The 16,770-nt window shown below is 72.2% G+C and carries 15 protein-coding genes and 2 pseudogenes; 12 read left to right on the top strand and 5 right to left on the bottom strand.

The features are described from left to right. The first annotated feature begins 78 nt into the window (after positions 1 to 78). From ET445_RS15755 to ET445_RS15745, 4 genes and pseudogenes are all read left to right on the top strand, one after another. Positions 79 to 780, top strand: a complete 702-nt coding sequence (locus ET445_RS15755) for an LbetaH domain-containing protein (RefSeq protein WP_129192114.1) — start codon at positions 79 to 81, stop codon at positions 778 to 780. Continuing rightward, a pseudogene (locus ET445_RS18695) lies at positions 680 to 898 on the top strand (hypothetical protein); the annotation flags it as partial. The gene ET445_RS15755 and the pseudogene ET445_RS18695, both read left to right, overlap by 101 nt. Further along, positions 841 to 1,140: pseudogene (locus tag ET445_RS18690) on the top strand (glycosyltransferase); the annotation flags it as partial. The pseudogenes ET445_RS18695 and ET445_RS18690, both read left to right, overlap by 58 nt. A gap of 12 nt (positions 1,141 to 1,152) precedes the next feature. Then, positions 1,153 to 1,779: a glycosyltransferase family protein gene (locus ET445_RS15745; protein WP_243695235.1), complete on the top strand. Its 627-nt coding sequence runs from the start codon at positions 1,153 to 1,155 to the stop codon at positions 1,777 to 1,779. A gap of 27 nt (positions 1,780 to 1,806) precedes the next feature. On the opposite strand, the gene ET445_RS15740 is transcribed toward ET445_RS15745, so the two are convergent. Genes ET445_RS15740 through ET445_RS15730 form a run of 3 tightly spaced genes read right to left on the bottom strand, consistent with a single transcriptional unit; the run spans position 1,807 to position 5,727 of the window. Then, positions 1,807 to 3,114: an O-antigen ligase family protein gene (locus ET445_RS15740; RefSeq protein ID WP_129192111.1), complete on the bottom strand. Its 1,308-nt coding sequence runs from the start codon at positions 3,112 to 3,114 to the stop codon at positions 1,807 to 1,809. Further along, positions 3,111 to 4,493, bottom strand: coding sequence for an O-antigen ligase family protein (locus tag ET445_RS15735; RefSeq protein WP_129192110.1), 1,383 nt, complete (start codon positions 4,491 to 4,493; stop codon positions 3,111 to 3,113). The genes ET445_RS15740 and ET445_RS15735 overlap by 4 nt, the downstream gene beginning before the upstream one ends. 52 nt (positions 4,494 to 4,545) lie before the next feature. Continuing rightward, positions 4,546 to 5,727 carry an acyl-CoA dehydrogenase family protein gene (locus ET445_RS15730; protein WP_129192109.1) on the bottom strand — a complete coding sequence of 394 codons (1,182 nt, stop codon included), beginning with the start codon at positions 5,725 to 5,727 and terminating at the stop codon, positions 4,546 to 4,548. A 105-nt stretch (positions 5,728 to 5,832) separates the two neighbouring features. On the opposite strand from ET445_RS15730, the gene manA reads away from it, so the two are divergent. Next, complete coding sequence (manA, locus tag ET445_RS15725) at positions 5,833 to 7,095, top strand: mannose-6-phosphate isomerase, class I (protein ID WP_129192108.1); 1,263 nt, start codon at positions 5,833 to 5,835, stop codon at positions 7,093 to 7,095. Positions 7,096 to 7,101: 6 nt separating this feature from the next. Here the strand turns inward: manA and ET445_RS15720 are convergent, their stop codons facing one another. Continuing rightward, positions 7,102 to 8,100, bottom strand: coding sequence for a GlxA family transcriptional regulator (locus ET445_RS15720; RefSeq protein ID WP_129192107.1), 999 nt, complete (start codon positions 8,098 to 8,100; stop codon positions 7,102 to 7,104). A gap of 96 nt (positions 8,101 to 8,196) precedes the next feature. Between ET445_RS15720 and ET445_RS17365 the strand changes: the two genes are divergently transcribed. The 5 genes from ET445_RS17365 (at position 8,197) to ET445_RS15700 (ending at position 14,597) form a co-directional block, all read left to right on the top strand. After that, positions 8,197 to 8,343 carry a hypothetical protein gene (locus ET445_RS17365; RefSeq protein WP_165314429.1) on the top strand — a complete coding sequence of 49 codons (147 nt, stop codon included), beginning with the start codon at positions 8,197 to 8,199 and terminating at the stop codon, positions 8,341 to 8,343. An 87-nt stretch (positions 8,344 to 8,430) separates the two neighbouring features. Beyond that, positions 8,431 to 9,393, top strand: a complete 963-nt coding sequence (gene galE / locus ET445_RS15715) for a UDP-glucose 4-epimerase GalE (RefSeq protein WP_129192106.1) — start codon at positions 8,431 to 8,433, stop codon at positions 9,391 to 9,393. A 245-nt stretch (positions 9,394 to 9,638) separates the two neighbouring features. After that, positions 9,639 to 9,959 carry a WhiB family transcriptional regulator gene (locus ET445_RS15710; RefSeq protein WP_129192611.1) on the top strand — a complete coding sequence of 107 codons (321 nt, stop codon included), beginning with the start codon at positions 9,639 to 9,641 and terminating at the stop codon, positions 9,957 to 9,959. 143 nt (positions 9,960 to 10,102) lie between these two features. Further along, a complete protein-coding gene (locus ET445_RS15705; protein WP_129192105.1) occupies positions 10,103 to 13,153 on the top strand; it encodes a glycosyltransferase family 2 protein in 3,051 nt (1,016 codons plus the stop codon). Next, a complete protein-coding gene (locus ET445_RS15700; RefSeq protein ID WP_129192104.1) occupies positions 13,143 to 14,597 on the top strand; it encodes a DUF5719 family protein in 1,455 nt (484 codons plus the stop codon). The genes ET445_RS15705 and ET445_RS15700 overlap by 11 nt, the downstream gene beginning before the upstream one ends. 36 nt (positions 14,598 to 14,633) lie before the next feature. Here ET445_RS15700 and ET445_RS15695 read toward each other — a convergent pair whose 3' ends face one another. Continuing rightward, a complete protein-coding gene (locus ET445_RS15695) occupies positions 14,634 to 15,074 on the bottom strand; it encodes a hypothetical protein (protein WP_129192103.1) in 441 nt (146 codons plus the stop codon). 45 nt (positions 15,075 to 15,119) lie between these two features. Between ET445_RS15695 and ET445_RS15690 the strand changes: the two genes are divergently transcribed. Then, entirely contained in the window at positions 15,120 to 15,335 is a 216-nt protein-coding gene (locus ET445_RS15690) for a DUF3499 family protein (RefSeq protein ID WP_129192102.1), read from the top strand. Next, positions 15,332 to 16,765 carry a phosphomannomutase/phosphoglucomutase gene (locus ET445_RS15685; RefSeq protein ID WP_208008456.1) on the top strand — a complete coding sequence of 478 codons (1,434 nt, stop codon included), beginning with the start codon at positions 15,332 to 15,334 and terminating at the stop codon, positions 16,763 to 16,765. Before ET445_RS15690 ends, ET445_RS15685 begins: the two co-directional genes overlap by 4 nt. Positions 16,766 to 16,770 lie beyond the last annotated feature (5 nt).

Genomic DNA, 16,770 nt, shown 5'->3' with positions numbered 1-16,770 from the left:
GATGCTCTGCCGGGGTACCGGCACGAATAGCCAATCTACCCGACGCGAGCGCGTCGCCCGCGTCGAGGAAGCTTCAGCATGAACGACATCCACCCGACCGCAGTGATCGCGGGAGACGTGCGCATCGGCGCCGACAACACGATCGGTCCGTTCGTCGTCATCACCGGTCCGGTCGACATCGGCGACGGGAACTGGATTGGTGCGGGCGTCGTCATCGGGGCGCCCCCCGAGGTGAGGTCTTACCCGCATCCGACGTCGGTCTCGCCCTCCACCGGCAACGGCGTGCGGATCGGAGACCGGAACGTGATCCGCGAGTACGCCCAGATCCACCAGGGGTGGAAAGGGCGCACCACGGTCGGAGACGACGCGTTCATCATGAACCAGGTGTACGTCGCGCACGACGGCTCGGTGGGCGACGGCGCGTCCCTCGCGTCGAGCGTGCTGCTGGCGGGCCACGTGACCGTCGGCGCGGGGGCGAACCTCGGTCTCGGGACCGCCGTGCATCAGTTCCGAACCGTCGGACGAGGTGCGATGGTCGGCATGTCCTCGGTCGTCACGCGCGACATCCCGCCCTACGCGAAGGCCTTCGGATCACCCGCGAGCGTGCGCGGTGCGAACGCCATCGGCATGGAACGGGCCGGGCGCGATCCGGAGCTGATCGCCCTCCTCGCCGCAGTGTATGCGGGACAGGACATCGATGTCGACGCGATCCTCGACGACGATCTGCGGTCGGAGGTCGGCCGATGGATCGCAGAGCGCGACAGCCGGGCGAGACGGTGATCGGGTGACCCGCCCCGACGGCCGGGTGAGCGTCGCGCTCGGTACCCACAACGGCGCCCGATTCCTCGAGCCGCAGCTCCGAAGCATCCTCGGTCAGACGCGCCCGGTCGACGAACTCGTGGTCTCCGACGACGCCTCGGCCGACGGCACGATCGAGCTCGCCGAGCGGCTCGTCGCCGATCACGAAAGGGCCGCAGGCGCCGCGCCCATCCTCGTGGTGCTGCGCAACCCATCCCCCTCGGCGTCACGGCGAACTTCGAGCAGGCGCTTCGCGCCGCGACGGGCGAGTTCGTCGCGCTCTCGGACCAGGACGACGTCTGGCGCGCCGACCGGATCGAACGCGCGCTCGAGGTCTTCCGCTCCGACCCCCGCGTGCGCCTCGTCGCGGCGGGCGCCCGCCTCGTCGACGAGCACGGCGACGACCTCGGCGCGACGCTCTTCGGCACGCTCGGGGTCGACGACGCGCTGCTCAGGAGGCTCGCGACGGGCGGCGCCTTCGACGAGCTCCTCAAACGCAACCTCGTGACGGGCGCGACGATGATGCTCCATCGCGAGCTCGTCGACGCCGCCGCGCCGTTCCCGTCGAGCTGGGTGCACGACGAATGGCTCGCGGTCGTGGCATCCGTCACCGACGGACTCGCCGTCCTCGACGACGAACTCATCGACTACCGCCAGCACGGCGCGAATCAGATCGGCGTCGCCGAACTCGGGATGACCGGCAGGATCGCCCGGCTCCGGGCGCCGCGCTCCGAGCGGAACGCGCGACTGCTCGAGCGCGCCCGAGCGCTCGCTGAACGGCTCCCGACGATCGCGCCCGACCGGGCAGGGCTGCCGGGCGTTCTCGCAGGCAAGCTCGAGCACGAGGAGGCCCGCAGCGCCTACCCCCGGTCGCGGGCGGCCCGGCTCGCCCCCGTCCTGCGCGAGGTCCGCACCGGGCGGTACACCCGATTCGGGCTCGGCGCCCAGGACGTGCTGCGCGACCTCGTCCAACCGGTCTGAGCGAACGCGCACTCACCGCAGCGCGGATCAGTCCGCGGCGGCCGCGAGGCCGGGTGTCGGCCGCGCGAGGGCGTCACGCCAGCTCATATCCCGCGCAGCTTTCACCGCGCACACCACGAGCAGCATCCACCCGCCCGTGACGAGCGCGAAGCTCTCGGCGAAGCTCGTGACCGCGAGGACGACGAGCATGAGGGCGGGCCACACGTAGACGGGGCTCTTGCGCGTCGAGGCGAGGAGCCATGCGCGGACGAGGGCGACGCCGAGGAGGCCGGCGAAGAGCAGGACGCCGATGACGCCGACTTGGAAGTAGACGTCGATGTACGCGCTGAGCGCCGAGGAGTGCTCGCGGCCCGTCATCTGCTCGATCCACGCGTAGGGCGCGAACTCGGGCCAGGTGCCAACCCAGCCCCAGCCCTGGAGCGGATTGGAGGCGAGGTAGCGGGATGCCTCCCGCCAGACGTCGAGGCGGACGTCGAACTCGGCGCGCGCGTCGAGGAGTTCGATGATCCGGAGTCGCAGGAGCCATCCGGTGACGAGGGCGACGCCGGCGGTCGCGATGAGGGCGATCTGCCATCGCCAGCGGGTCTCGGCGTTCGCCCGTCGGAGGCCGAGGAGCGCACCGAGCGCGAGCGCGGCCGCCGCGAGCGCGATCCAGGTGGTGGGGGAGCCGGCGAGCACGACGCATCCGCTCGCGAGCACGACCGACGCGATCGAGAGGCCGCGCGCCGAGAGCTTCGTGCGCCACTCGACGACGAAGGTGACGAGGGCGATGAGCGACACGAAGCCGAGCATGTTGCGGGTGCCGAAGATGCCTTGGATCGGGCCGAGCGAGGCGATGTTCCCCTGGATGCCGAGGAATCGGATCGGAAGGTCGAGGAGGATGCCCGAGATCACCTCGAGGACGAGCGAGAGCGTGAGGAGCAGGCGGAGGACCTCGGCGAATGCGCGGACGATCTGGATCGTGTCGCGCATGAGGGCGATGTAGACGCCGAGGAACCCGAACGCGACGAGCGAGAGGACCCCGACGAGGCTGTACCGCGTCGTCGAACTCCACACCACGGAGACCGCGCACCAGGCGACGAAGACGAGGATCGTGATGGGGAGGATGCCGTACCACTCCACGAACCGCCACCGTGCGATGAGCGAGACCGCCGCGAGCCCGATGAGGACGACGAGCGCCGCGGCGACGCCCGGTGCGCCGGCGAGGGCCGTCGCGGCGTGGACGGAGAACGCGAGGCCGATCGCGATGAGCGTGAGGGCCTGCGCGAAGCGGGCCGAGCCGGCGGTCTCGCGGAACGACCGCCACAGGCGGGCCGCCGCGCCGTCTGCGGTCATGGCACCGTCGGCGGGTCGGCGTGCGCGTGCGTCGGCAGCTCGGTTCCGAAGCGGGCACGCCGGACGGGTGCGGGCAACGGTTCGGGCGCCCATTGCCGTCGCTTCGTGCCCCACGCGATCGCGATGAGGAGCACGAGCCCGCTCTCGACCAGGATGCGGCTCTCGGCGAGGCTCTGCCCGATGAGCGCGACCATGAGCAGGAGCGGCACGAGCGAGGCGGAGGAGAACGGCAGCGGGCGGCCGGATTCGTCCATCGGCCGGTCGACGGCGAGGAACCACGACCGCCAGAGGGCGCCGATGACGACGGCCGCGAAGGCGAGGAGCCCGATGACGCCGATCTGCAGCCATACGTCGAGCCACGCGTTGTGCGCCTGCAGGTACGTGACGCCCTTGCGCACCGCGAGGTCGTCGAACGGTTCGACCCAGGGGTTCCAGTAGCCGACCCAGCCCCAACCCGCCAGCGGTCGTTCGGAGGCGAGGCCGATCACGGCGTTCCAGATGTCGAAGCGGCCCGTGACGTCTTCGCTCTTGCCGAAGAACTGGAGCAGCAGGTTCCATCCGGCGAAGAGGAGCGCGATGGATGCCACGAGCGCGGCGCCTGCCGCGAGGTACACGGGTCGTCGGCCGTTCGGCCCGACCCGGCGGGTCCAGAACGCGAACCCGAGGGCGATGAGCACGAGGACGCCGACGAGGACGACCGTGGCCGAGCGGGTGAGCGCGAGCGTGAGGCCCGCGACCACGAGCCATCCGATTCCCGACACGCGGCTGATGCTCTTCGCCGCGAGGAGGCAGCCGAACACGATGACGGCGAGCAGTGCCGCCATCGCGAGGAGGTTCCGGTTCGCGACGATGCCCTCGATGGGGCCGCCGCGGAGCAGCAGCGAACGCGACCAGTAGAAGGCCAACGGCAGTTTCTCGCCCGTCACCTCGAAGGGCGGGAAGTTCGGCAGGAGGGGCTGCCGCACGAACACTGCGACCCAGAGCTCGAACGCGAGGGAGAGGCCGAGGACCCACTTGAGCGCGGCCGCGAGCGAGGCGACGAGCCGGCTCCATGGGATGCTGATGGCGAGCACGACCGCGACGAACACGCTCACGAGCGTGATGGCGACGCCCAGCGCGGATGCCCCGGGGTAGAACGACCACGCGATCGAGAGCGTCGCGATGCCGACGAAGAAGAACGTCGACTTCGGAACGCGGCGCCAGTTCCACGTCGGGCGCTCGGCGACGACGAGCCAGACGGCGCCCACGAGGACGAGTACCGCGACGACGCCGAACCCCCACCAGCCGATGAGGTTGCGCCAGAACTGCCCCGCGAGGAGGGTGAACATGGCGAACGTCGCATACGCGCCGATGATCGCGGAGCGGCGGGCCGGAGTCATGGGGTCAAGGCTATCGCGGCTGCGCGGCCCCGGCGGGTCGTGCGGGTCGCGCTCAGACGAACGCGGCCTCGCCCGTGATCGCGCGGCCCACGATGAGCGTGTTCATCTCGCGCGTGCCCTCGTAGGAATAGAGCGCCTCGGCGTCGGCGAAGAAGCGCGCGACGTGGTGGTCGAGCACGATGCCGTTGCCGCCGCACGCCTCGCGCGCCCATGCGACGGTCTCGCGCATGCGCGACGTCGCGTACGCCTTCGCGAGGGCCGAGTGCTCATCGCGGAGCTTGCCCGCGTCTTGCAGCTGCGACGCACGCACGACCATCGCGAGCGACGCCGTGATATTGCCGAGCGAGTTGACGAGATGCTCCTGGATGAGCTGGTGCGAGGCGATCGGCTGCCCGAACTGCTCGCGCTCCTTCGTGTACGCGAGGGCGTTCTCGTAGGCGCCGATGGCCGTGCCGACTGCCGACCACGCGACCTCGGCGCGGGTCGCGCGGAGGACGGCCGCGGTGTCGCGGAAGGAATTCGCGTTCTGGAGGCGGAGCGACTCGGGCACGCGCACGTCGGTGAGCGTGATGTCGGCGTTCTGCACGGGCCGGAGGCTGATCTTGCCCTCGATCTTCGTCGCCTGGTAGCCGGGGGTCGAGGTCGGGACGATGAAGCCCTTGACCTGGCCGTCGGCCTCGTCTTTCGCCCAGATGATCGTGATGTCGGAGAAGGTGGCGTTGCCGATCCAGCGCTTCTGGCCGTTCAGCACCCACTCGTCGCCCTCGCGACGCGCGGTCGTGCGGAGGCCGCGCGCCGAGTCGGAGCCCGACAGCGGCTCGGTGAGGCCGAACGCGCCGATGACCTCGCACGAGGCGAGCTTCGGGAGCCATTCGTCTTTCTGCTCCTGCGAACCCGCGACCGAGATCGAGCCTGCTGCGAGGCCGTTCTGCACACCCACGAAGGTCGACACCGAGGCATCCACCCGTGAGAGCTCGAGCGCGACGAAGCCGCGGAAGACGGACGAGTTCTCGAACGGCTTCGTCTCGTCCCACGCGAAGCGGATGACGTCGAGGTCGGCGAGCGGCTTCATGACCTGGGTCGGGAACTCGGCGCGCTCCCAGTAGCCGCCGATGATGGGCTTCACGTCGGCCTCGAGCCAGGCGCGCAGCTTCGCGATCGCCTCGCGCTCCTGATCGGAGAGGAGCTCCGCCTCGTAGGAGTAGAAATCGCTCACGAGCGGTTCGAAGGACATGGATGCTCCTTTGCGTCGGCGGATCGCTCCGAGCCTAGGACCGTCGTGCGACAGCCGACCAAGCGGTTGGTACCTTGTGACAAACGCCCGAAAGGACCCCCGCAGATGTTTGTGCCGATCCGCAACACCCCTCGCGACTACGCCTGGGGTGCCACCGACCTCATCGCGGGCTTCCTCGGGACGTCTCCCTCCGGCGGCCCCGAGGCCGAGGTCTGGCTCGGCGCGCACGCCGGATCGCCGTCGCAGATCGTCGATCCGTCCGCGGTCGGCGGCGCGCGCGACCTCGCCGAGTGGCTCGCCGCCGACCCCGAGGGGGCGCTCGGAGCCGATCTCGCGGCCGAGGCGCGCCTGCCGTTCCTCCTCAAGATCCTCGCCGCGGGCGGCCCGCTGTCGCTCCAGGCGCACCCGACGCCCGAGCAGGCGCGAGCCGGCTACGAGCGCGAAGACGGCGACGGCAAGGCGCTCGACGCCTACGACCGCAATTACAAGGACCGCTACCACAAGCCCGAGCTCATCGTCGCCGTGAGCGACGAGTTCGACGCGCTCTCGGGGTTCCGCCCGCTCGCCGAGATCGCGGGCGTCGTCGCGACGCTCCGCGCGGCCGACGCGGCCGACGAGCAGCCCGAGCCCGGTGCGCTCGACCTCCTCGAGCAGCACCTCGCGGGCGAAGACGGGCAGGGCGGGCAGGGCGGGCTCGAGCAGACCGTCGAGTGGCTCCTCCGCGACGGACGCGGCGGCGACACCGGTGCGACGGCGTGGGTCGTCGAGCGGGTCGTGCGGCTGTCGAAGAGCGCGCTCGCCGAGGCATCCGACTACGCCCTCTCGTTCGCGACCGTCGCCGACCTCGCCGAGACGTACCCCGGCGACCCGGGCATCGTCATCTCGCTCCTCCTCAACCGCGTGCGGCTGCGCCGCGGCGAGGCGCTGTATCTGCGCGCGGGCAACATCCACGCCTACCTCTCGGGGCTCGGCATCGAGCTCATGGCCGCGAGCGACAACGTGCTGCGCGGCGGTCTCACGCCCAAGCACATCGACGTCTCCGAACTCGTCGACGTGCTCGACTTCACCCCGATCGAGCCGCCGCGGCTGGCGCCCGAACCGGTCGGCCCCGGCGTGGTCGCGTTCCGGCCCGACGTGCCCGACTTCGTCCTCTTCCGCGTCGAGCCCGGCGCAGCGGGGGCGGATGTCTCGCGCGTCGAGCTCTCGGGCCCCGCGATCGTGCTCGTCGAGGGCGAGGCCATCCGGCTGAAGGGCGCGCACGGCGAGGTCGGCGTGCCGCGCGGGGGAGCGGTGTATGTGACGCCCGACGAGGGCGCGCTCAGCGTGTCGGGCGCGGGCGTCGCGTGGATCGCGTCGGTGGGCGCGTAGGAACGCTCAGACCGCGGTCAGCGCGCGCGCCTCGTCGAACCGATCGTCGAGGGGCGGCGGCACGGCGCCGAAGGTGCGTCGGTAGGCCGTCGGCGTCGTCTGCAGCACCTTGATGAAATGGTGGCGCATGACGGCGGCGGCGCCGAAGCCCGTCTCGCGCGCGATCTCCTCGAGCGAGAGGTCGCTCTCCTCGAGGAGCTCTTGCGCACGCAGGAGGCGCTGGCGGTTGAGCCACGCGTTCGGCGTCGTGCCGGTCTCGGCGCGGAACTTGCGAGCGAAGGTGCGCGGCGACATGAGCGCCTTGCGGGCGAGCCGGTCGACCGTGAGGTCTTCGTCGAGGTGCTCGAGCATCCACTCGGTGATGAGGGCGAACGACTCGCTTCGGCATTCGACGACGGGCGTGCGGATGAACTGCGACTGCCCGCCGTCGCGCTGGGGCGGCACGACCATACGGCGCGCGACGATGTTGGTCGCCGTCTGACCGAGTTCGGTGCGCACGATGTGGAGGGCCGCGTCGATGCCCGCGGCGGTGCCCGCGCCCGTGACGACCTTGCCGTCTTGCACGAAGAGGACGTCGGGGTCGACCACGGTCTCGGGGAAGAGCCTCGCGAGCTTGTCGGTGTACATCCAGTGCGTCGTCGAGCGCCGGCCGTCGAGCACGCCCGCGTGGCCGAGGGTGAAGGCGCCCGAGCAGACGCTCAGCACCCACGCGCCGCGGTCGACGGCGTCGCGGACGACCTGGAGGATGCGCTCGTCGGGCGGGGTGTCGATGAGGGAGGCGGGGATCGCGACGAGGTCGGCGGTGCGGGCGAAGTCGAGGCCTTCTTCGACGTGGAGGTCGAAGCCGAGCTTCGTCGTGATGCGGCCGGGCTCGGCGGCGACGACGTGGAAATCGAAGACGGGGCCGCCGTGCTCGCGGCGGTCGACGCCGAACACCTCGCAGATGACGCCGAACTCGAAGGGCGCCATCTGGTCGAGGGCGATGCAGGCGATGGTCTTGAGCATGGGATGCTCCTCGGGACTCGGTGCTGGCAGGAATGTGCCGAACTGCGGCAAGCCTGCCACTTTCGGCAGGATCTGGCAAGACGTAGCTTTTCTGCCATGACCATCATCCTGTTGCTCATCGCCGTCGCGGCCCTCGTCGTCTGGGGCATCGCCGCGACCGTGCGCGCCGTTCGCACCGACGGCTACGCACCCGTCGAACGTCGCGACGCCCTCCGCGAGTTCGATCGCCCGGCCTACGCCTGACCGGCCTGCTCCCGACCACCGCAGCGCCCGTCGCCCCCCGGTACGATCGGGGAGGCGGCGGGCGCTCCGTCGCAGGAGAGGGCGGGTATGAGCTGGGTCATCACGGGCGGTGCGGGCTACATCGGGTCGCACGTCGTTCGCGCCTTCCAGGCGAAGGGCATCGAGGCCGTCGTCGTCGACGACCTCTCCACGGGTCGACGGTCGTTCCTCTCCGACGACACGCCCTTCGTCGAGGGCTCGATCCTCGATGGCGCCCTGCTCGAGAACGCCTTCGACGAGCACGGCGTCACGGGCGTCGTGCACCTCGCCGGGTACAAGTACGCAGGTGTCTCGGTGCAGCGGCCGCTCCACACCTATCAGCAGAACGTCACGGGAACGGCCACGCTCCTCGCTGCCATGGAGTCGGCCGGCGTCGGCCGCATCGTGTTCTCCTCGAGCGCCGCCGTCTACGGCACGCCCGACGTCGACCTCGTCACCGAAGACACCCCCAAGCGCCCCGAGTCGCCCTACGGCGAATCGAAGCTCATCGGCGAGTGGCTCATCGCCGACCAGGCGAAGGCGGCGCCGCTCGCCCACACGTCGCTGCGCTACTTCAACGTCGTCGGCTCGGGCGCGCCCGACATCTTCGACGTGAGCCCGCACAACCTCTTCCCGCTCGTCTTCGACGCCCTCCTGGCGGGCCGCACGCCGCGCATCAACGGCGACGACTACGCGACGCCCGACGGCACGTGCGTGCGCGACTACATCCACGTCGCCGACCTCGCCGAAGCCCATGTCGTCGCTGCCCAGCGGCTCGAGGCCGGCGAGGCGCTCGACCCCGTCTACAACCTAGGGTCGGGCGACGGCGTCTCGGTCGGCGAGATCATGCGCGCGGTCGCCGAGGTCACGGGCATCGAGTTCTCGCCCGAGATCGGGCCGCGGCGCGCGGGCGATCCCGCGCGGATCGTCGCGTCGGGCGAGCGCGCCGCGCGCGACCTCGAGTGGAAGATGCGCCACACGCTCGCCGAGATGGTCGAGAGCGCGTGGGCCGCCCGCAAGGCCGCCGTCTGAGGCATCCCTCGACGGCTCTGTCGGCGCGGGTTCGCGCCGAGCTCGGGCCTCGCAATGCGAGGAATCCGTCCGCTTCGCGCGCGACCGATCACATCTCCGGCACCCGTACGGCGTGTCGCCCCGGCAATCAAGCCTCGAGTCGTTATTGAGGGTTTCCCGTCCGCAACTTGACGTGCCCGAATTACACCGATGTAATTGTCACGACACACCCTTCGGGTGGTCGGTACAACTGGGTGGGAGACGATATGGGCAATCCTGAATATCGTTCTGGCGTACCTGAAGATTGGTTCGTCGATCCGGTGCGTCTCGGCGTACCGGGCGTTCGGGGGAACGTCGACGATGCCGATCCTCTGGCCTGGCAGAGCGATGCGCTGTGCGCGCAGACCGATCCCGAGGCGTTCTTCCCCGAGAAGGGCGGCTCGACACGCGACGCGAAGAAGATCTGCACCGGGTGCGAAGTCCGCGCCCAGTGCCTCGAGTACGCGCTCGCGAACGACGAACGCTTCGGCATCTGGGGCGGGCTCTCCGAGCGCGAGCGGCGCAAGCTCCGCAAGCGCGCCGGATGACCGACCGGATGTCTCGCTGACGCGATTCCTCGCACGTGCCGTGCCTCGACGACGAGGCACGGCACGTCGCATGTCGGGCGACCTTCGCGGCACGCCCGAGCCGGTCGGCTCCCGCGCGGCGCACCGCACCTAGGCTTGCCCCGATGTTCCCCAGAGTCACCGCATTCCTGGTCGTCCAGCGCGGAGGCGATCGCCTCCGCCGCACGATCGCGGCCGTCCAGGCGCAGACCCGCGCGGTCGACGAACTGCTCGTCGTGCTGAACGACGCGGACGCCGATGCCGCCGAGCAGGCGGCTGCCGCTGCGCCCGGGCACGTCCTGCGGCTGCAGACGCGCGTCCCGTTCGGCGAAGCCGTGCGGGCCGGCGAACGCCTCCTCGACGTCCCCGGATCGACGTCGGACGCGTTGTGGCTCCTCGCGGAGGATTCGGCGCCCGCCGCCGACGCGCTCGCGAGGCTCGTCGCGACGCTCGAGACCGCCAGATCGGTCGCGATCGCGGGTCCCGAGCAGCGTTCGTGGGCGGCCCCCGAGCGCATCGAGCGCCTCGGCCGGTCGATCACCCGGTTCGGTCGGGCCGTCGAGCTCGTGTCGGACGAACTCGACCAGGGTCAACACGACGAACTGAGCGACGTGCTCGGCGTCGACCCCGCCGGACTCCTCGTCCGCCACACCGTGTGGCGCGACCTCGACGGCTTCGACCCGGGGCTCCCGGTCGTCGACGACGCACTCGACTTCTCGATCCGCGCGCGACTCGCGGGCCACCGCGTGAGCGTCGTGCCCGAAGCGCGCATCGAGGTCGCCGACTCGGGCGTCGCCGGGCCGCCCGCCGGGGGCGGGCGCACTGCGCGCAAGGTCCGTCGGCAGACGCGGGCCGCGCAGCTCCACCGACGGCTCGTCTACGCGCCCGCCGCGGTCGTGCCGCTGCACTGGGTGAGCCTCCTCCCGCTCGCCGTCGTGCGATCGATCGGGCTCCTGCTCGCGAAGGCGCCCGGTGCGATCGCGGGCGAGCTGGGGGCTGCGCTCGCGGCGATGTTCTCGTTCGGCAAGGTCGCGAGGGCCAGGCGCACGCTCCGCAGGCAGAAGACGGTCGGATGGTCCGCCGTCGCGCCGCTCCGCGTGCAGCCCGACGAGGTCCGCCGCAGGCGCCGTGCTGCGGCCGAGGCCCGCCGCGCCCGCGCGAGCGGGCGTGCCGAGGAGCTGCAGTTCCTCGGCACGGGCGGCGGCTGGGTGCTGCTCGGGTCGGCCGTGGCATCCGTCGCCCTCTTCTCCTGGCTCATCGGCGCGTCGGGCGTCGCCGGCGGTGCGCTGCAGCCGCTCTCCGGCTCGTTCGGCGAGCTCTGGCGCAACGCGGCCTACGGCTGGCGCGACGTCGGGGTCGGCTTCGTCGGCGCTGCCGACCCGTTCTCGGGCGTGCTCGCCGTGCTCGGTTCGTTCGCGTTCTGGGCTCCGTCGGTCGCGGTCGCGGCCCTCTGGCTCGTCGCGGTTCCCGCGGCCGCCCTCGGGGCGTGGTTCGCGGCATCCCGCTTGACCGAGCGCGGGTCGCTCCGCGCGCTCGCCGCGGTCGCGTGGGCGTTCGCCCCGCCGTTCGTCGTCGCCCTCGCCGACGGCCGGCCGGGCGCCGTGCTCACCCACATCCTCCTCGGATGGCTCGTCTACGCGTCGATCGGCGCAGCCTCGAGCTGGGCCGCCGCCGCGACGGCGTCGCTGCTCCTCGCGTCGGTCGTCGCCTCGGCGCCGTCGCTCGCGCCCGCCCTCGCGGTCGGCTGGATCCTCGCGATCGTCGCGGGCGGCCGTGCGTCGATCCGCTACGTGCTCCTGCCGCTCCCGGCGGCGGTGCTCGCGGCGCCGCTCGTCCTCGCCCAGCTCTCTCGCGGCACGCCGCTCGCCCTCCTCGCCGACGCGGGTGCGCCGGTGCCGAGCGCGGTGCCCGAACCGTTGTGGCGGCTCCTGGGCTTCCCCGGCGGATCCGACGGCGGATGGGGTGCCGTGCTCGAGGGCATGGGCATCCTCATCGACCCCGTGTGGGTCGCGACGGCGCTCGCCGCTCCGCTCGTCATCATCGCCGGGTGCGCCGTCGGCGTCGCGATCGGCTCCTCGATTCGCCTCCGCGGAGCGCTCCTCGCGCTCGCGGCCGTCGCCGCCGGCGTCGCGACCGCGACGGGCGCGGCGCGCCTCTCGCTCGCGACGGTCGGCGCCGACCAGATCGCCGTGTGGACGGGCGCAGGTCAGAGCCTCGCCGTGCTGGGCGTCGTCATCGCGGCTGTCATCGCCCTCGACGGGCTCCGCCGCGGTGCTCCGTGGCTCGCCGCCCTCGCGGCCGTCGCCGCCGTCGGGCTCGTCGTGCCGAGCCTCGTCGCCCTCGCGACGGGATCGGTCGCCGTGCACCGCGCCGACGCCCGCACCCTGCCCGCCTTCGTCACGGCCGAGGCTGCGAACGACCCCCGTGTCGCGACGCTGCGCCTCGAACCGCTCGCCGGGGGAGGCCTGCGGGCCTGGCTCGAGCACGGCGCCGGGACGACGCTCGACGACCAGTCGACCCTCGCCTCCACGCGCACCGAGCCGACGGCCGACGAGCAGGAGCTCGCCGAACTCGCCGGCAACCTCGCCTCTCGGAGCGGTTTCGACCCCGAAGCGGCGATCGATCGGTTCGGCACCTCGTTCGTGCTCCTCGGCGCCCCTGCCGACGGCGCCGCAGACGACCGCGCGGCGCTCGCGACCGAGGAGCGAGCACGGATCGCGCTCGACGGCACGGCGGCCCTCGTGCCGGTCGGCGACACGGCGTTCGGCGTGCTCTGGCGGTTCGCGGATGCCCCGTCGCCCGCGCCTGCCGCGGCGATCCCGCCGAACGCAGGCGGGGGCGTCGGCGTGCTCTGGACGGTCGTGCAGGTCGTCGTCGTCCTCGCGGCGCTCCTGCTCTCGATCCCCACGGGCGTCGGGCGGGAGACCGACCGCCGACCGGTGCGCACGCGCGAGCCGAAGGCGAAGGCGAAGACCGCGAAGGCGAAGACCGCGAAGTCGGCGGAGCCTGCGACAGCTTCGGAGCTTCCGGATGCCCCGGCCGAGCCTTCGGCCGACGGCGAGTCCGAGACATCCGCCACCGAACCCTCCGCCACCGAGACATCCGATACCGAGACATCCGAACCTGCGCAACCGGCCTCCGCCGGCGCCGATCGTGGAGGCGACGATGCCCGCTAGCCGAACCGTCTTCGCCGCCGCCGGGCGAGCGGTCGCGATCGTCGCGACGCTCGCCGCGGGTGCCGCCGTCGCGGCCGCCGCCGTCCTCGTGCCGTGGCCCGAACACCGAGTCGAGCCGTCGTCGGTCGTCGTCGCCCCCGCCGAGAGCCGTGAGCAGCGCGTGTGCCCCGGCCCGCTGCTCACTCTCGCCGACGAGACCGCCGACGCGACGACGCCCGTTTCGCTCGGCGCGGCCGACACGGTGACGGCCGTCGAGCCGCCGAGCGCAGAGATCGAGCAGCAGTCGCTCGGGGCGCCCGAGAACCCGCTCGCCGATTCCGACGGGGGGCCGGTCGCGCTCCAGACCCGGCCCGGCGAGGTCGCCGCGGGCCTCCTCGCGGGCGCGCAATCGCAGGTCGCGGCGGACGACACGGTCGCGGGGCTCGCCGTGGCGGCGTGCCGGGAGCCCGTCGCCGGATCCTGGCTCGTGGGCGGCTCGACCGCAGTCGGGCGGGTCACGCTCGTCCTCCTCGCGAACCCGTCCGACGTCGCGGCGACCGTCGACGTGCGCGTGCACGGCGAGACCGGCCCGGTCGACGCGCCCTCGGCGCTCGGCATCCAGGTGCCCGCCCACGAGCAGCGCGTCGTCTCGCTCGCGGGCCTCGCGCCCGACGTCGCCTCGCCCGTCGTGGAGGTGACCTCGACCGGCGGCCGCATCGCTGCGACCCTCGAGCAGACGGCCATCGACGGTCTCGTCCCGGCGGGCGTCGAGTTCGTGGGCGCCGCGGCGGCGCCGGCCCGATCGCAGGTCATCCCCGGCGTGCTCGTGCCCGAGGAGGGCGGCGTCGAGAGCGGCGACGACCACGCCGAAGGCGACGCGTTCCCGGCGCTGCGGCTCTTCGCGCCCGGGGACACCGCGGCACAGGCGACCGTGCGGGTCGTCCCCGCGGCGGGCGGCACCGGACCGGTCATCGACGTCGAACTCGAACCCGGCCAGGTGCTCGATGTGCCGCTCGGCGTCCTCCAGCGCGGCATGTACTCGATCGCGATCGAATCCGACGCCCCCGTCGTGGCGGCGGCACGGACGACGATCGCCTCGATCCCGCCGACCGGCGACGCGAACGAGGGCACCGCCGGCGATCTCGCGTGGTTCACGGCGACGAACCCGCTCATCGGCGACACTGCCATCGCGGTCCCGGCAGGTCCGGACGCCCGGCTCGCGCTCACGAACCCCGGCGACGCCGACGTCGAGGTGCGCATCGACCAGGGCGACCGCGGACAGACCGTCGTCGTCTCGGCGGGCGAGAGTGCGACGGTGCCGCTCGACTCGGACGACGCGGTCGTCCTGCTCGGCGCCGAGGGGCTGCACGCGTCGATCTCGTTCGCCGACGAGCGGTTGCTGTCGTCGTTCGCGATCGAGCCGCCCGGGCCGCTCGACGCGCCCATCCGCGTCTACCCCGGCTGAGCGGGCCCGGCCCGGACCTGGCGCAGGAGCGGTAAGTCAGAGGTGCCGGTAGCGGCCGGGAGAGAGCTCCCACGGGTCGCGGCCCAGCAGGTCGGCGACGGCACGGTACACGCAGCTCTCGATGAGCAGCTTCTGGTCGCGCTCCTCGCCTTCTTGCAGGCGGAGGAAGCGGACGATCGGCAGCCGGAAGAATGTGATGCGCCGCTCGTCGTGGAAGACCTTCCACCGGTCGACGTGGTCGTCGTGGATGGCCTCGGCGGGCGCCTGCGCGACCTCGAAGACGACGCCCTCGAGTTCGGGCCACAGCCCGCGCAGGTAGGTCGCGGTCGTCGCGACCGTCAGGTCGAACTCGTCGATACGGGTCTGCAGGAGCGGCAGGTGCGGGCCCGTCACCGGTGAGCGCAGGCCGCGACCGTGGCGGTCGCGGGCGAGCCGTCTCGGCGATCGCGAAGCGGCGACACGGCGGGAGCGAGGCATGCGATCCATCGTAGTGTCCCCGGTCGCCGCTACTCTGGTCGAGCCATGAGACGTTGTTCGCGAACCGCATGCCCCGCCGAGGCGGTCGCGACGTTGACGTTCGACTACGCCGAGTCGCTCGCCGTCCTCGGGCCGCTCGCCTTCCGTCCCGAGCCGCACGGGTACGATCTCTGCGCGCGGCACGCCGAGCGCACGAGTGCCCCCAGAGGGTGGCACATCGTGCGGCAGACGCCGCCCGGTGAGGTAGTTTCGAGGGCGTGACTTCGCCTGCACCCTCCGAACTCCGTACTCGGCTGAACGCCGCCGTCAAGGCCTACGACGTGCGCGGCATCGTCGGAGAGGCGCTCACCGACGAGATCGTCGAGGCGCTCGGCGCCGCGTTCGTCGACGAGGTCGGCGCTGCGGGCGGCCCGATCGTCGTCGGCCACGACATGCGCGACTCGTCGCCGGCGTTCGCCGCAGCGTTCGCGCGCGGCGCGACGGCCCGCGGTGCGGACGTCGTCGCGATCGGGCTGTGCTCGACCGACGAGAGTTATTTCGCCTCCGGCGCGCTCGACGCGCCCGCCGCCATGTTCACGGCGAGCCACAACCCGGCCGCCTACAACGGCATCAAGTTCTCCCGCGCCGGTGCGCGCGGCATTTCGCTCGACACGGGGCTCGCGGCCATCCGCGACCGGGCAGGCGACTTCCTCGAGTCCGGCATCGTGCCCGTCGCCGAGCCGGGTTCGGTCGAGTCGCGCGATGTGCTCGCCGACTACGCCGCGTACCTCCGGTCGCTCGTCGACCTCACCGCGGTCCGTCCGCTCAAGATCGTCGTCGACGCGGGCAACGGCATGGGCGGCCTCACCGTCCCGGCCGTGCTCGGCGAGGCGGCCGGGCTCGCGGGCCTGCCCCTCGAGATCGTCCCCCTCTACTTCGAGCTCGACGGCACGTTCCCGAACCACGAGGCGAACCCGCTCGAACCCGCGAACCTCGTCGACCTGCAGCGCGCGGTGGTCGAGCACGGAGCCGACCTCGGTCTCGCCTTCGACGGCGACGCCGACCGGTGCTTCGTCGTCGACGAGCAGGGCGGCGCCGTGAACCCGTCGGCCGTCGCGGCGATCGTCGCGCTCCGCGAGGTCGCGCGCGTGCGCGCCGCGGGCGAGACCGACATCAACGTCATCCACAACCTCATCACGTCGCAGTTCGTGCCCGAGACGATCTCCGCGGCGGGCGCGACGCCCGTGCGCACGCGCGTCGGGCATTCGCTCATCAAAGACCGCATGGCCGAGACGGGCGCGGTGTTCGGGGGCGAGCACTCGGCGCACTACTACTTCCGCGACTTCTGGGGCGCAGACAACGGCATGCTCGCGGCGATGCACGTCCTCGCCGAGTTCGGTTCGCAGGATGCCCCGCTGTCGGCGCTCGCGGCTCGGTTCACGCCGTACGCGCTGTCGGGCGAGATCAATTCGACGGTGGAAGACATCCCCGCGGCGTACACGCGCATCGTTGAGGCGTATACGGGCACGGCCGAGTTCGAGGAGTTCGACGGACTCACGGTGCGCGGCGTGACCGCCGCGGACGAGCCGTTCTGGTGGTTCAACGTGCGCCCGTCGAACACCGAGCCGCTCCTGCGGCTCAACGTCGAGGGCGCCGACGAGGCGACGATGGCGGGCATCCGCGACGACGTGCTCGCGCTCATCCGCGGCTGATCCGC

It is taken from the genome of Agromyces protaetiae, from assembly GCF_004135405.1.
GTDB classification, from domain to species: Bacteria; Actinomycetota; Actinomycetes; order Actinomycetales; family Microbacteriaceae; genus Agromyces; species Agromyces protaetiae.
Note: the sequence above shows the minus strand (reverse complement) of the source record. Positions and strands in the feature narration are given on the sequence as shown.